Raw genomic sequence first — 16,274 nt, 5'->3', positions numbered from 1 at the left:
AGCGCGCTCTGGGGAGAGCTCATCGGAGCCGGCTTCATACCGAAGACGTCTGGTGGGTGTGTGTTCTTTGAGAACTCGATAGTGTGTTGGTGGATTGTTTGATGCCATTTATTGTGGCGTCGAATGGTTTGCTTAGATGTGTGTCACGCGGCTTCAAGTCGTGTGACGCTGATGAGTTTATTTTTTGATGCCAGTTTTTTTGAGGATTATATTGGTCAGGTTTTGCTTTCCTGATTTTTGTTGAAACGCTGGCCCTCTTGTGGGGGTTGGTTTTGTTTCGCTGTTTTTTCATGGAGAGTTTGATCCTGGCTCAGGACGAACGCTGGCGGCGTGCTTAACACATGCAAGTCGAACGGAAAGGCCCAGCTTGCTGGGTACTCGAGTGGCGAACGGGTGAGTAACACGTGGGTGATCTGCCCTGCACTCTGGGATAAGCCTGGGAAACTGGGTCTAATACCGGATATGACCAACTGTCGCATGGTGGTTGGTGGAAAGCTTTTGCGGTGTGGGATGGGCCCGCGGCCTATCAGCTTGTTGGTGGGGTAATGGCCTACCAAGGCGACGACGGGTAGCCGACCTGAGAGGGTGATCGGCCACACTGGGACTGAGACACGGCCCAGACTCCTACGGGAGGCAGCAGTGGGGAATATTGCACAATGGGCGCAAGCCTGATGCAGCGACGCCGCGTGAGGGATGACGGCCTTCGGGTTGTAAACCTCTTTCACCAGGGACGAAGCGTGAGTGACGGTACCTGGAGAAGAAGCACCGGCCAACTACGTGCCAGCAGCCGCGGTAATACGTAGGGTGCGAGCGTTGTCCGGAATTACTGGGCGTAAAGAGCTCGTAGGCGGTTTGTCGCGTCGTCTGTGAAATTCTGCAACTCAATTGTAGGCGTGCAGGCGATACGGGCAGACTTGAGTACTACAGGGGAGACTGGAATTCCTGGTGTAGCGGTGAAATGCGCAGATATCAGGAGGAACACCGGTGGCGAAGGCGGGTCTCTGGGTAGTAACTGACGCTGAGGAGCGAAAGCGTGGGTAGCGAACAGGATTAGATACCCTGGTAGTCCACGCCGTAAACGGTGGGTACTAGGTGTGGGTTCCTTTTCACGGGATCCGTGCCGTAGCTAACGCATTAAGTACCCCGCCTGGGGAGTACGGCCGCAAGGCTAAAACTCAAAGGAATTGACGGGGGCCCGCACAAGCGGCGGAGCATGTGGATTAATTCGATGCAACGCGAAGAACCTTACCTGGGTTTGACATACACCAGACGCGGCTAGAGATAGTCGTTCCCTTGTGGTTGGTGTACAGGTGGTGCATGGCTGTCGTCAGCTCGTGTCGTGAGATGTTGGGTTAAGTCCCGCAACGAGCGCAACCCTTGTCCTGTATTGCCAGCGGGTTAAGCCGGGGACTTGCAGGAGACTGCCGGGGTCAACTCGGAGGAAGGTGGGGATGACGTCAAGTCATCATGCCCCTTATGTCCAGGGCTTCACACATGCTACAATGGCTGGTACAGAGGGCTGCGATACCGTGAGGTGGAGCGAATCCCTTAAAGCCAGTCTCAGTTCGGATTGGGGTCTGCAACTCGACCCCATGAAGTCGGAGTCGCTAGTAATCGCAGATCAGCAACGCTGCGGTGAATACGTTCCCGGGCCTTGTACACACCGCCCGTCACGTCATGAAAGTCGGTAACACCCGAAGCCGGTGGCCTAACCCCTTGTGGGAGGGAGCTGTCGAAGGTGGGATCGGCGATTGGGACGAAGTCGTAACAAGGTAGCCGTACCGGAAGGTGCGGCTGGATCACCTCCTTTCTAAGGAGCACACAACAACACTCATTACGTGGCCGATTGTGTCGCGGTGAGTGTGTGTTCGAGGGTGAAACATCAAACACGCCACGCAACGGTGCCGGCCTTCAATGGGCGGGTGCCAGTGGTGAGCTTTCCGGGTGACCGGTATGTTGCTGCCAACACGCTATCGGGGTTCTGAGAGAACACACGTTTTCTCTGGGCTGATCGTTGAGACGCCGTGCTGAGGCATCCTGTGATGGGGTGTGGAGCGGCGGACCGGTGGTCGGTGTGTGTTGTTTGAGAAGTGCATAGTGGATGCGAGCATCTTTATTTCAAACCAACTTTTGTTGGTCTGTGATTTAGCAGAAAATGATTTGTTTGTTGTGGTGATGTCTACATTCGGTCCTCGCGGCGTGACTCTTAGGGGTTGTGTGGTGGGGGTTGTTTGTAGGTGTTGTTGTAAGTGTGTAAGGGCGTTCGGTGGATGCCTTGGTACCAGGAGCCGATGAAGGACGTGGTAGGCCGCGATAGTCCTCGGGGAGTTGTCAAACGAGCTGTGATCCGAGGGTGTCCGAATGGGGAAACCCAGCACGAGTGATGTCGTGTTACCACCAGCTGAATGTATAGGCTGTGTGGGGGGAACGTGGGGAAGTGAAACATCTCAGTACCCATAGGAAGAGAAAACAATTGTGATTCCGTGAGTAGTGGCGAGCGAAAGCGGATGAGGCTAAACCATGCGCATGTGATACCGGGTAGGGGTTGTGTGTGTGGGGTTGTGGGGTTCGTCTTCTTCCATCTGCCTGTGGAAGCGTGAGTCAGAAAATCGTGTGTTAGGTGAAGTGGCCTGGAATGGTCTGCCGTAGTCGGTGAGAGTCCGGTAGCTGAAAACACATGGTCTTGCGTGACGGTGTCCCCAAGTAGCAGCGGGCTCGTGGAATCTGCTGTGAATCTGCCGGGACCACCCGGTAAGCCTGAATACTTCCTGGTGACCGATAGCGGACTAGTACCGTGAGGGAAAGGTGAAAAGTACCCCGGGAGGGGAGTGAAATAGTACCTGAAACCGGACGCTTACAATCCGTCAAAGCCTGCGCACCCTTGTGGTGGTGGGTGATGGCGTGCCTTTTGAAGAATGAGCCTGCGAGTTAGTGCTCGGTGGCGAGGTTAACCCGTGTGGGGTAGCCGTAGCGAAAGCGAGTCTGAATAGGGCGTTTGAGTCGCCGGGTCTAGACCCGAAGCGGAGTGATCTACCCATGGCCAGGGTGAAGCGTCGGTAAGACGTCGTGGAGGCCCGAACCCACTTCAGTTGAAAATGGAGGGGATGAGTTGTGGGTAGGGGTGAAAGGCCAATCAAACTCCGTGATAGCTGGTTCTCCCCGAAATGCATTTAGGTGCAGCGTCACATGTTTCTTACTGGAGGTAGAGCTACTGGATGGCCGATGGGCCCCACAGGGTTACTGACGTCAGCCAAACTCCGAATGCCGGTAAGTGAGAGTGTGGCAGTGAGACTGCGGGCGATAAGGTTCGTAGTCGAGAGGGAAACAGCCCAGATCGCCGGCTAAGGCCCCTAAGCGTGTACTAAGTGGAAAAGGATGTGGGGTCGCGAAGACAACCAGGAGGTTGGCTTAGAAGCAGCCACCCTTGAAAGAGTGCGTAATAGCTCACTGGTCAAGTGATCCTGCGCCGACAATGTAGCGGGGCTCAAGTACACCGCCGAAGCCGCGGCACTCACATTTAGCCCGTCGGAGCCTTACGGGGTTCCGGCCAGGTGTGTGGGTGGGTAGGGGAGCGTCCTGCATCCGTGGAAGCTACAGAGTGATCTAGTGGTGGAGGGTGTGGGAGTGAGAATGCAGGCATGAGTAGCGAAAGCAGAGTGAGAAACTCTGCCGCCGAATGACCAAGGGTTCCTGGGCCAGGCTAATCCGCCCAGGGTGAGTCGGGACCTAAGGCGAGGCCGACAGGCGTAGTCGATGGACAACGGGTTGATATTCCCGTACCCGTGTATCCGCGCCCATGCTGAATCAGTTGTACTAACCATCCTGATCCTCACGAGAGTGCCTTCGGGTGCCGAGTTGGGGTGATGCATGGGACCTTGGCTGGTAGTAGGCAAGCGATGGGGTGACGCAGGAAGGTAGTGGGGCCAGTCAGTGGTTGTACTGGTGTAAGCCTGTAGGGCGAGCGATAGGCAAATCCGTCGTTCATGAAGCCTGAGAGGTGATGCGTAGCCGTTGCGGTGAATTCCATGATCCTATGCTGCCGAGAAAAGCCTCTAGTGAGTTGGTACACGGCCCGTACCCCAAACCAACACAGGTGGTCAGGTAGAGAATACTAAGGCGATCGAGAGAACTGTGGTTAAGGAACTCGGCAAAATGCCCCCGTAACTTCGGGAGAAGGGGGACCCATCCTGGTGACGGCATTTACTGTCTGAGCTGGTGTGGGTCGCAGAGACCAGAGAGAAGCGACTGTTTACTAAAAACACAGGTCCGTGCGAAGTCGTAAGACGATGTATACGGACTGACGCCTGCCCGGTGCTGGAAGGTTAAGAGGACCGGTTAGTCACTTTGGTGGCGAAGCTGAGAATTTAAGCCCCAGTAAACGGCGGTGGTAACTATAACCATCCTAAGGTAGCGAAATTCCTTGTCGGGTAAGTTCCGACCTGCACGAATGGCGTAACGACTTCTCTGCTGTCTCAACCACAGACTCGGCGAAATTGCAGTACGAGTAAAGATGCTCGTTACGCGCGGCAGGACGAAAAGACCCCGGGACCTTCACTATAGCTTGGTATTGGTGTTCGGTTCGGTTTGTGTAGGATAGGTGGGAGACTGTGAAGTGGGCACGCCAGTGTTCATGGAGTCGTTGTTGAAATACCACTCTGATCGTATTGGACTTCTAACCTCGGACCCTGATCGGGTTCAGGGACAGTGCCTGGTGGGTAGTTTAACTGGGGCGGTTGCCTCCTAAAAGGTAACGGAGGCGCCCAAAGGTTCCCTCAGCCTGGTTGGCAATCAGGTGTTGAGTGTAAGTGCACAAGGGAGCTTGACTGTGAGACGTACATGTCGAGCAGGGACGAAAGTCGGGACTAGTGATCCGGCACCGGCAAGTGGAAGCGGTGTCGCTCAACGGATAAAAGGTACCCCGGGGATAACAGGCTGATCTTCCCCAAGAGTCCATATCGACGGGATGGTTTGGCACCTCGATGTCGGCTCGTCGCATCCTGGGGCTGGAGTAGGTCCCAAGGGTTGGGCTGTTCGCCCATTAAAGCGGCACGCGAGCTGGGTTTAGAACGTCGTGAGACAGTTCGGTCTCTATCCGCCGCGCGCGTAAGAAACTTGAGGAAACCTGTCCCTAGTACGAGAGGACCGGGACGGACGAACCTCTGGTGTGCCAGTTGTCCCGCCAGGGGCACTGCTGGTTAGCTACGTTCGGAAGGGATAACCGCTGAAAGCATCTAAGCGGGAAGCCTGTTCCAAGATGAGGTTTCTCACCCCCTTTGCGGGGTTAAGGCCCCCTACAGACCATGGGGTTGATAGGCCAGAACTGTACGCACAGCAATGTGTTCAGGTGACTGGTACTAATCGGCCGAGGACTTACCAACAACACCCACAACATCACCACAAACCTATTCTTTGGTTTCTGGTTGTGTTCGCATCCACTATGTACTTCTGAAACAACACATGAGGCTATAAATAAGCAATCGTGTGTGGTTGTTTCACAAAGTTACGGCGGCTATAGCGGAGGGGAAACGCCCGGCCCCATTCCGAACCCGGAAGCTAAGCCCTCCAGCGCCGATGGTACTGCACCTTAATCAGTGTGGGAGAGTAGGACACCGCCGAACACAACTTCAGAAAGGCCCCGTATTCGATGAATTTCTTTCGTCGGATACGGGGCCTTTCTCATGCGTCCGCCCATGCCGGCGTCGTCGCCGAGTGGCATCCAGCAAGGTTCGAGAGCATAGATTGGCAGCTATGAGTGATCGTGATCGTCCGCGCCGCGAGGGCCGCGGACAGCGGGACACGCGTGGACAGCGAGACGGTGGCCGAGGCGGCCGTCCTGATCGTCCGGGGCGTGACCGGGCGTCTGACCGTGGCAGCCGTCAGCCCGGGCCGCCGCTACCCGACGACGTGGCAGCCTCGGATCTCGATCCCGAGGTGCGTCGTGACCTGCTGACACTCGACAAGGCCAACGCCGAGATCGTCGCGCGGCACCTGGTGATGGTGTCGCGGATCCTGCTCGAGGATCCCGCTCAGGCGCTGGAGCACGCACGCGCAGCCCGCGCCCGCGCCTCCCGGGTCGGCGTGGTCCGGGAGACCGTCGGCATCGCCGCCTACAACGCCGGCGAATGGCAGGAAGCCGCGACGGAACTCCGGGCCGCCAAACGCATCACCGGCAATTCCGCCCTGCTGCCGCTCATCGCGGACAGCGAACGTGGTCTCGGGCGCCCCGAACGTGCCGTCGAGATCGCCCGAGGTGACGAGGGCCGGTCACTGACGGGTGAAGACGCCACGGAGATGCGGATCGTCGAAGCGGGCGCCCGGATGGACCTCGGCGAGCCCGAGAAGGCCGTCGTCACCCTGCAGGCGGAGAATCTCAAGCCAGGGCAGCTCGGCACGGGTCCGGCTCGCCTCTTCTACGCGTATGCCTCCGCGCTCGAGTCGGCCGGTCGCCGGGACGATGCGATCACCTGGTTCATGAACGCCGCGGCAGCCGACGTCGACGATGTCACCGACGCCGAGGACCGCCTCACCGAACTGGCCAACGACGATCAGCCCGCTCAGGGCGTGTCGGTGAACGGAGCGTCAGCGGGTGGCGACGCGCAGGCGGCGCCGGTGCCGGGCGTCGAACACGACGTCGAGCAACAACCGCTGTCGGAGTCGCCGGCGCCGGCCGAGGACTCGTCTGGCGACGCCGCCGCGAGCGATTCGTCCGCCGAGTCGGTTGCACCTGCCGTCGCGATCGAGCATGTCGAGACCCAGAACGACGAGGCCGAGAACATCGAGACCGTTCCGGGTACCGCAGACCTGTCGCAGACCTCGACTCCGGTCGACACAGCCGTGCACGCGGACGAGGCCGGCCCCGTTGTCGAACCGGAAGTGGACCGCGAGACCACCGACGTGGTCGTCTCCGAGTCGACGATCGTCGAAGGCGTGCCGAACCCTCTGACTGCTTTGGCGGACTCGTCGGAGTCGCGGGCTCCGGCCGCGCCCACCGCCGACGGTCCGGCCGATTCCGTCACCCTCGTCGATCGTCACGACGCACTGCTCCTTGATCTGGACGGCACCGTGTTCGCCGGGCACCACGCTCTGCCCAACGCTCTCGCCGCGCTGGCTCGGCTGGCCATACCGCGGTTCTTCGTGACCAACAACGCGAGTCGTCGTCCGTCCGAGGTGGCCGCCCATCTCCGCGAACTCGGATTCGAGGCGACCGACGACCTCGTCGTGACGAGTGCGCAGTCGGGTGCCCGGCTGCTGTCCGAGCATCTGGAACCGGGATCGCGTGCCCTGGTGATCGGTACCGACGGCCTCGCGCAAGAGGTGCGCGAGGTCGGCGTCGGGGTGACACGAAGTGCCGATGACCGGCCCGCCGCGGTGATCCAGGGGCACTCACCGGACACCGGGTGGGCGCAGCTGTCCGAGGCCGCGCTCGCGATCCGGGCCGGTGCGCTGTGGATCGCGACGAACGTCGACGCCACCCTGCCCTCTGAGCGGGGACTGCTGGTGGGGAACGGCTCCATGGTCGCCGCGCTGCGTAACGCGACGGGTAAGGAGCCCCTGGTGGCGGGCAAGCCGGCCGCGCCGTTGATGGCCGACGCGATCGCGCGCGCACGTGCGAGTGCACCGCTCGTCGTCGGGGATCGGCTCGACACCGACATCGAGGGCGGACACGCCGTCGGTATCGAGAGTGCTCTGGTGCTGACCGGCGTGAGCACCGTCGACGATCTGCTGGCGGCTCCGCCGGAGCAGCGGCCCACCTACGTTCTGGACGATCTCGCGGGCCTGTTCGTCGACATCGACGCCGTGCGCGTGTCCGACCAACCCGGGTGGGACGTCGAGGTGGACGGTTCGACGGTGCGGGTCGCCGGTTCGGGTGCGGAGGCGGGTCTGGTGCCCGCGCTCGCGGCGGCCGTCTGGGAAGCGGTCGATGCCGGGTCGGCGGATCCGGACGAGTTGCGGGTTGTCGCGGAGGGAACCGCACGGGCCAAGCTCGAATCCCTCGGTGTCACACTCGTCGGCTAGCGTGGTGCACGATGAATCACCCGACCGCTTCCCCGGCTGACCCAGGACCGTCCCGGCCCACCCCGGGTGCGATGCCGCGTCGGCAGTTCGATCCGGTAGCCGACGGGTTCGGGGCGGCTGGTGACGTGGGCGAGCTGCCCGACGTGGAGGCCGAGGTCACCGGGATACTCGCGCAGGTCGACGAGATCCGAGAGTCGGTGGGCGACACGTTCTCCCTTGCGGCACTCGAACGTCAGGCCGGGCTCCTCGAGCAGGCCCACGACTCGCTCACCGCGGCCCTCGACGCCGTCGACCGACGATGACCCCGAGCGGGGCGCAGTCGTCGGTGGAAGAACGGTCCTGAGCATGGCGACCAGAGCACGGCTCGATGCCGAACTCGTCCGTCGCGGTCTCGCGCGCTCACGCGAGCAGGCGCGTGAACTCGTCGATGCCGGTTCGGTTTGGGTGAACGGGACCGTCGCGTCGAAGGCGGCCACCGGCGTCACCCGCGACACTCCGATCGTCGTCGACGAGGGTCCACGAGACGACTGGGCGTCACGGGGTGCGCACAAACTACTCGGTGCACTCGACGCCTTCGAGCCGCAGGGACTCGTGGTCGAGGGACGTCGATGCCTCGACGCCGGCGCGTCCACCGGGGGATTCACAGATGTACTGCTCCGGCGCGGCGCCCGTGAGGTGGTCGCCGCGGATGTCGGTTACGGACAGCTCATCTGGCGGTTGCAGAACGACGATCGCGTCGTGGTCCACGACCGGACCAACGTCCGACATCTCGAGCCCGAGTCCATCGGAGGTCCGGTCGACGTCGTGGTCGCCGACCTGTCGTTCATCTCGCTCGGGCTGGTGCTCCCCGCGCTGGCCCGGTGTTGCGCGCCGGACGCCGACCTGCTGCCGATGGTCAAACCGCAGTTCGAGGTCGGCAAGGACCGGGTCGGTTCGGGCGGTGTGGTCCGCGACCCGGCGCTGCGCGCCGAAGCGGTACTGGCGGTCGCGACCGAAGCCGCCGCACACGGTCTCCGCACCCGGGGTGTGGTCGCGAGCCCGCTGCCCGGGCCGTCGGGCAACGTCGAGTTCTTCCTCTGGCTGCACAACGAGCACCACCGGACAGGCGGGGAGTCGGGACAGAGCGATAGGGTCGACCGGTCGGACTCGGCCGACGCGGATCGCCTCACCGGATCCCCGGACGAACTCCGAGCCATGATCGAACAAGCGGTTGCCGCGGGTCCGCGCTGATCGCTCGGTTCGGTGACGTGGCCGAACTCCGACACCGCACTCTTCCCAGACCGCACTTCGATGGAGGGAATCACCAGTGACCGACGATTCGGCGCCGGACCACACCGGTGCCCGCGAGTTCTTGGTGGTCGCCCACACCGGACGCGAGAACGTTCTCGACACCATCGAAGCGATCGCGCGACGCTGTGCGGCCGCCGGCGTCGCACTCCGCGTCGTCGACCATGACACTCTCGACCGCGACGCCCCCGATCACGACGTGCTGTACCGCAACAACGAGGGCGGGTCGCCGCGTCCCCCGAACGTACCGGTCGATCCCGAATACCTGCGGTCCCTCGGAGCTGTCGTCGAGGTGACAACCGCCGAGTCCGCCTCGGCCGAGGGCTGTGAGCTGGTCATCGTGCTGGGCGGCGACGGCACCTTCCTGCGGGCGGCGGAGCTGGCCTATCCCGCGGAGGTCCCCGTCCTCGGTATCAACCTCGGGCACATCGGCTTCCTGGCGGAGGCGGAGGCCCATCGGGTCGACGAGGTCATGAACCAGCTGATCGCCCGGGACTACCGCATCGAACCGCGGATGACCCTCGACATCGCCATCGTCGATCCGGCCGACCCGGATCCGCCGACCGCCTGCAGCTGGGCCCTCAACGAGGTCGCGGTCCTGAACACGAGCAACAACGGTGTGCTCGAGCTCGTGACCGAGGTCGACGGCCGGCCGGTCTCGGCCTTCGGCGCCGACGGCGTGCTGGTGTCGACACCGACCGGGTCGACGGCCTATGCCTTCTCGGCGGGTGGCCCGGTGATGTGGCCCGATCTGGAGGCCATCCTGGTGGTCCCCAACAACGCACACGCGCTGTTCGCACGGCCGATGGTCACGAGTCCACGATCGCGGATAGCGGTGGAGGTCGACAAGAACGGACGGTCGGCGGTGGCGCTGTGTGACGGTCGGCGCGCGCTCGACGTCCCCGCCGGTGCGCGGGTCGAGGTCGTGCGCAGTGAGCGGTCGGTGCGATGGATCCGGATCGACTCCGATCCCTTCGCGGACCGACTGGTCACCAAGTTCGCCCTCCCGGTCACGGGTTGGCGGGGGAGGCAGGCGTAGGCGTGCTCGAAGAGATCTCGATCACCGGACTCGGCGTCATCGAAGAGGCGCAGGCGCGCTTCCATCCCGGGTTCACGGTGCTCACCGGCGAGACCGGAGCGGGCAAGACGATGATCGTCACCAGCCTGCACCTGCTGTCGGGCGCACGCGCCGACGCGTCCCGCGTCCGGACCGGTAGTGCCAAGGCGATCGTCGAGGGCCGATTCCGTCTCGCGAACAACGGTGGCGCGCAGCGAGACCCGGTCGTCGCCGAGATCTTGGACTCCACCGGGGCCGAGCTCGACGACGACGACACCGTCATCGCGGTCCGGTCGGTCAGCGCCGACGGGCGGTCCCGTGCCCATCTGGGCGGGCGTTCGGTGCCGGTGGGCGTGATGGGTCAACTAACCACCGCGGTCCTGGCCATCCACGGCCAGAACGATCAGTTGCGCCTCCTGCGACCCGAGCACCAGCGTGCCGCGCTCGACACCTTCGCCGGACCGAAGGCCGCCTCGGCACTGGAGTCGTACCGGAAGGCGCGGTCGGCCTGGGTGGAGTTGCTCGACGAGCTCGACACCCGGCGCGCCAACCAGCGGGAGCTCGCGCAGGAGGCCGACCGGCTGCGGTTCGGCATCGACGAGATCGCCGCCGTCGACCCGGCGCCCGGGGAGGACGAGGACCTGACCGCGACGATCCGTCGGCTCTCCGACCTGGAGTCCATCCGGGGTGCCGCAGATCAGGCCCACCATCTCGTCGCGGGCGAATCGGGGTCGTCGGTCATCGAGGGCCTCGGAACGGTCCGGACGCTCCTCGAGACCGCGGCGGACGACACCTTGCGCGACCTGGTGCCGCGCGTCGCCGAGGCGCTCACCGTCATCACCGACGTCGGTGCCGAACTGACCGCCTTCACCTCGAGCCTGCCCGCCGACGCCGAGGAACTCGACAAACTTCTCGCCCGTCAGGCCGAGCTGAAGACGTTGGTCCGCAAGTACGCACCCGACGTCGACGGCGTGATCGACTGGCGCCGCACCGCGGAGGCCAGGCTGGCCGAACTCGAGGACCCGCGTGCCTCGGTCGAGGAGCTCGAGGTCGCCGCGATGTCCGCCCGGGATGCCGTGCAGACCGCGGCCGAGAAGTTGCACACGCTGCGCGCGAAGGCCGCCAAGTCGATGGCGGACAAGGTGTCCCGTGAGCTCAAGGGGCTGGCGATGGGGGACTCGGCGCTGGCCGTCGCGGTCAACCCGGACCCGGCGTCGCCCGACGACCGGCTGGCGGTCACCGTCGCGGGCACCGCTGTGCACGCCGGCGCCGATGGCACCGACAAGGTCGAGTTCGCGCTCGTCGCCCATCCCGGCGCCACCCCGTTGCCCATCGCGAAGTCGGCATCGGGTGGCGAGCTCTCGCGGGTGATGCTCGCGCTCGAAGTCGTCCTCGCCGCACCCACGTCGGGGTCGGTCATGGTCTTCGACGAGGTCGATGCCGGCGTCGGTGGCCGCGCGGCCGTCGAGATCGGGAAGCGCCTGTCGAGGCTCGCCCGGGCGCACCAGGTCATCGTGGTGACGCACCTCCCGCAGGTGGCGGCGTTCGCCGACAATCACCTCGTCATCGGCAAGAGCAAGAAGGGTGCGCTGGTCACCAGCAGCGTGCGCACGCTCGATCGGGACGAGCGTGTCGCCGAGCTGGCCCGCATGCTCGCGGGCCTGGGGGAGTCCGACACCGGACGCGCCCATGCCGAAGAACTGCTGGCGATCGCGGAGACGGAGCGCGCTGCCAACTGACCGGTCACGAACGGTGAAACACATGGTGCGTGTGTGACAAAAGTTGCTGCTGTTACGGCGCGCCTCCACGGCTGAGACCTGCCTTCGGCCGATCATGGCCGTCATGAAGATGCCTGCACTGCTCGCGCGTACCACCGAAGAACTGCCTGGCGTGACCGGTATCGCCAGAATCGACAAGAACACGAAACGGCTGCTCAACCGCGTCGGGCCCGGCGACATCGCCATCCTCGACGAGGTCGACCTCGACCGGGTGACCGCCGATGCCCTCGTCGAGGCCAACGTCGTGGCCGTGGTCAACGCCTCGCGGTCGATCACCGGCCGCTATCCCAACCTCGGGCCCGAGGTCCTGGTGGCATCCGGCATCGTGCTGCTCGACGACGTGGGACCGGACATCTTCAAGCGGGTCAAGGACGGCGCCAAGGTGCGGGTCCACAACGACCGGCTGTTCGTCGGGGAACGACGACTGGCTCTCGGCACCGAACTCGACGAGCGTGAGATCGCCGACATCATGATCGGCGCCAAAGCCGGTCTCGTCGACCATCTCGAGGCGTTCTCGGGCAACACCATCGAGTTCATCCGCAGCGAATCCCCGTTGCTGATCGACGGCGTCGGTGTCCCCGAGATCGACGTCGACGTCGCGGGCCGCCATGTCGTCATCGTCGGAGAAGGCGCCGACCGCGCCGCCGACCTGCGCTCCCTGAAGCCGTTCATCAAGGAGTATCAGCCCGTCATGGTGGGTGTCGGGGCCGGCGCGGACACCCTGATGAAGGCCGGGTACAAGCCCGCGATCGTCGTCGGCGACCCCGACACCATGAAGACTGCGACGCTGAAATCCGGTGCACAGCTGGTGCTTCCGGCTGACACCGACGGCCATGCGACCGGGCTCGAACGCATCCAGGATCTGGGCATCGGCGCCACCACGTTCCCGGCCGCCGGTTCGGCCGGCGACCTGGCGCTGCTGCTCACCGACTACCACGGCGCCGATCTGATCGTCACCGTCGGCTATCCCGGGTCACTCGACGACTTCTTCGACCGCTCGCGCCGGGAGAGCAATCCCTCGATGTTCCTGACGCGGCTGAAGGTCGGTCAGAAGCTGGTCGACGCCAAGGCGGTCGCCACGCTGTACCGCAGCCGGGTGTCGGGAGCGGCCATCGCGTGTGTCGTCCTCGCGGCCCTGGTGGCCGTGATCGCGGCCGTGATGTTGTCGAATGCGGGCACCGACATCACCGACTGGATCGTCCTGCAGTGGAACGCGCTGCTGGACTGGGCACGAGAGGTTTGGAACAGGTAGCCGATGATCTCGCTACGACAGCACGCGATCTCACTGGTCGCGGTCTTTCTCGCGCTCGCCCTGGGACTGTTCCTGGGATCGGGTTTCGTCGGCGACCGTGTCAACTCGATGACCGGCACGAGCCGCGACCGCATCGGCGACCTGGAGAACGAGCGCGACGATCTCAACGCAAAGCTCAATGCCTCCAACAGCTTCGACCTCGCCATCGCGCCGCGGCTGATCGCGGACAAGTTGAAGGGGCAGTCCGTTCTGGTGGTGACCGCACCAAACGCGGCGGAAGCCGACGTCGACGCGGTCAAGGAGTCGATCTCGGGTGCCGGGGCACGCTTCGGCGGACAGCTGGCCCTGACCGACGCACTGCTCACCGACGGCAAGTCCGAGGAGCTGCGGACGATCGTCGACCAGACCATCCCGCCGGGCACGATGCTCCGCGCCGAACTGACCGACTCCGGCGGGCGGGTCGGTGACCTCCTGGGGGCCCTCGTGCTGTCGAACGAGACGGCACGTCCGGCGTCGTCCGGTGATCGTCGGACCGGTCTCGGCACGCTGCGCGACGGTGGATTCATCGACTACGCCGACAACGCCATCACCCCGACCGATCTGGTCGTCGTGGTCACCGGCGACGAGTTCGGACCGGACTCGGGCGCGCAGGGCGCGCTCGTCGGCCGCTTCGCTGCCGCGATGTCGGCACGCGGGGTCGGCGGTGTACTCGTCGGGCGCACCGGGTCGGCCTCGGGTGGGTCGCCGATCGCCATCGTCCGCTCGGATCCGTCGCTGGCCAACGCGGTCTCGACGGTCGACAACATCGATCAGCCGACCGGCCTCATCACGACGATCCTCGCCCTGGCCGCCGAGGTCGACGGTACGACCGGCTCCTACGGCACCGGAGCGGGGGCGACCGCGATCACGGTCGGCGTCGACGGCCGGCCGGCCGCGTGAGAACGGGCTCGCTGCGCTCGCGGAAGGGCCGCCACGCCCGCCTGCGGTGTGGCGGTGCGGCGTCGGGCGCCGGTGGTGTTACCCTGGAGTCCCGTAGGTAATCAGGGCATCGGCCCCGATTCGGCCGACGGGAGACACTTCTTTTGCGACCACTTCGCCATGTTCATGACACCAAGCACATCTTTGTGACCGGTGGTGTCGCCTCTTCGCTGGGCAAGGGCCTGACGGCCTCCAGCCTGGGGCAGCTTCTCACCTCGCGGGGCCTCCGGGTCACGATGCAGAAGCTCGACCCCTATCTGAATGTCGATCCCGGCACGATGAACCCCTTCCAGCACGGAGAGGTGTTCGTCACCGAGGACGGCGCCGAGACCGACCTCGACGTCGGGCACTACGAACGCTTCCTGGACCGCAATCTCTCGCAGTCGGCGAATGTGACCACCGGACAGGTCTATTCGACGGTGATCGCCAAGGAACGCCGCGGCGAGTACCTCGGCGAGACCGTCCAGGTCATCCCGCACATCACCGACGAACTCAAGTCGCGGGTGCTGGCGATGGGCGAGCCGGACGCCGACGGCGAGGTGCCCGACGTGGTGATCACCGAGATCGGCGGAACCGTGGGTGACATCGAGTCGCTGCCGTTCATCGAGGCCGCGCGCCAGGTGCGCCACGACGTGGGCCGCGACAACGTCTTCTTCCTGCACGTCTCGCTGGTGCCGTACCTGGCTCCGTCGGGCGAGCTGAAGACCAAACCGACCCAGCACTCGGTCGCCGCGCTGCGCAACGTCGGCATCCAGCCCGACGCGCTCATCCTGCGCTGCGACCGGGACGTGCCCGAGGGGCTCAAGAAGAAGATCGCGCTCATGTGCGACGTCGAACTCGACGGCGTGATCTCCACCCCCGACGCCCCGTCGATCTACGACATCCCGAAGGTGCTGCACAGCGAGCACCTCGACGCCTACGTGGTCCGCAAGCTCGGTCTGCCGTTCCGCGACGTCGACTGGACGGTGTGGGGCGAACTGTTGCGCCGCGTGCACGAGCCGCGGGAGACCGTCCGCGTCGCGCTGGTCGGCAAGTACGTCGACCTGCCCGACGCCTACTTGTCGGTGACCGAGGCCATTCGTGCGGGCGGCTTCGCCTGGAAGGCGCGCACCGAGATCAAGTGGGTGCCCTCGGACGAATGCGCCACTCCGGCAGGTGCGCAGGCCGCGCTCGGCGACGTCGACGCGATCCTGATCCCCGGCGGCTTCGGCATCCGCGGCATCGAGGGCAAGGTCGGTGCCATCTCGTATGCGCGCCGCCGCGGGATCCCGCTGCTGGGTCTGTGTCTCGGCCTGCAGTGTGTCGTCATCGAGGCAGCCCGGTCGGTCGGGCTCGACGAGGCGAGCTCGACCGAGTTCGATCCGGAGACGCCGCACCCGGTGATCTCGACGATGGCCGATCAAACCGACGCCGTGGCCGGCGACGCCGACCTCGGTGGCACCATGCGGCTCGGCGCCTACGACGCCGTGCTGAAGGCCGGGTCCGTCGTCGCCGAGGCGTACGGGACGCGTGAGGTGTCCGAGCGTCACCGCCACCGCTTCGAGGTCAACAACGCCTACCGCGACAAGATCGCCGACTCCGGACTCGTCTTCTCGGGCACCTCGCCCGACGGGCATCTCGTCGAATTCGTCGAGTACCCCAAGTCCGTTCATCCGTATCTCGTTGCCACCCAGGCGCATCCGGAGCTCAAGAGTCGGCCGACCCGTCCGCATCCGCTGTTCCGGTCGTTCATCGAGGCCGCGTTGAAGTACAAGGCCGCCGAGCGCCTCCCGGTCGACCTCGGTGACGACTACGAGTCGAACGACGCTCCCGCGGACGCGGTCGCCGCGGTCAACGCGGTCACGGTCGAACCGGTGGCCGGGCTCGGCGAGGCAGCGCTCGACGACTCCGTCGGCAGGGGCTGACC

8 protein-coding genes and 3 rRNA genes are annotated in these 16,274 nt (G+C 64.4%); all 11 read left to right on the top strand.

The genetic code is table 11. The features are described from left to right. Positions 1 to 287 precede the first annotated feature (287 nt). Positions 288 to 1,810 (top strand): 16S ribosomal RNA (locus KTR9_RS14795). Between the two features lie 433 nt (positions 1,811 to 2,243). Next, positions 2,244 to 5,378: ribosomal RNA gene (locus KTR9_RS14790) — 23S ribosomal RNA — on the top strand. A gap of 123 nt (positions 5,379 to 5,501) precedes the next feature. Beyond that, positions 5,502 to 5,618, top strand: a 5S ribosomal RNA gene (gene rrf, locus KTR9_RS14785). The 16S, 23S and 5S rRNA genes sit together here, the layout of an rRNA operon. A 130-nt stretch (positions 5,619 to 5,748) precedes the next feature. Then, positions 5,749 to 8,016, top strand: coding sequence for an HAD-IIA family hydrolase (locus KTR9_RS14780; RefSeq protein WP_044506787.1), 2,268 nt, complete (start codon positions 5,749 to 5,751; stop codon positions 8,014 to 8,016). Positions 8,017 to 8,027: 11 nt separating this feature from the next. After that, positions 8,028 to 8,318, top strand: coding sequence for a hypothetical protein (locus KTR9_RS14775; protein WP_014927035.1), 291 nt, complete (start codon positions 8,028 to 8,030; stop codon positions 8,316 to 8,318). 43 nt (positions 8,319 to 8,361) lie between these two features. After that, positions 8,362 to 9,246 (top strand): TlyA family RNA methyltransferase, encoded by an 885-nt coding sequence (locus tag KTR9_RS14770; protein WP_014927034.1) that lies wholly within the window; start codon positions 8,362 to 8,364, stop codon positions 9,244 to 9,246. A gap of 76 nt (positions 9,247 to 9,322) precedes the next feature. Then, the gene (locus KTR9_RS14765) at positions 9,323 to 10,342 is read left to right on the top strand and encodes an NAD kinase (protein ID WP_010844799.1); all 1,020 of its coding nucleotides are present in this window, start codon (positions 9,323 to 9,325) and stop codon (positions 10,340 to 10,342) included. A gap of 2 nt (positions 10,343 to 10,344) precedes the next feature. Continuing rightward, positions 10,345 to 12,099, top strand: coding sequence for a DNA repair protein RecN (gene recN / locus KTR9_RS14760; RefSeq protein ID WP_014927033.1), 1,755 nt, complete (start codon positions 10,345 to 10,347; stop codon positions 12,097 to 12,099). A gap of 103 nt (positions 12,100 to 12,202) precedes the next feature. After that, complete coding sequence (steA, locus tag KTR9_RS14755; RefSeq protein ID WP_044507963.1) at positions 12,203 to 13,390, top strand: putative cytokinetic ring protein SteA; 1,188 nt, start codon at positions 12,203 to 12,205, stop codon at positions 13,388 to 13,390. Between the two features lie 3 nt (positions 13,391 to 13,393). Continuing rightward, entirely contained in the window at positions 13,394 to 14,329 is a 936-nt protein-coding gene (locus tag KTR9_RS14750) for a copper transporter (RefSeq protein WP_014927031.1), read from the top strand. A 143-nt stretch (positions 14,330 to 14,472) separates the two neighbouring features. Continuing rightward, a complete protein-coding gene (locus KTR9_RS14745; RefSeq protein WP_014927030.1) occupies positions 14,473 to 16,272 on the top strand; it encodes a CTP synthase in 1,800 nt (599 codons plus the stop codon). Positions 16,273 to 16,274: the final 2 nt, after the last annotated feature.

It is taken from the genome of Gordonia sp. KTR9 (genome assembly GCF_000143885.2).
Taxonomy (GTDB): Bacteria; Actinomycetota; Actinomycetes; order Mycobacteriales; family Mycobacteriaceae; genus Gordonia.
This window is presented reverse-complemented; position numbering and strand designations above follow the sequence as displayed.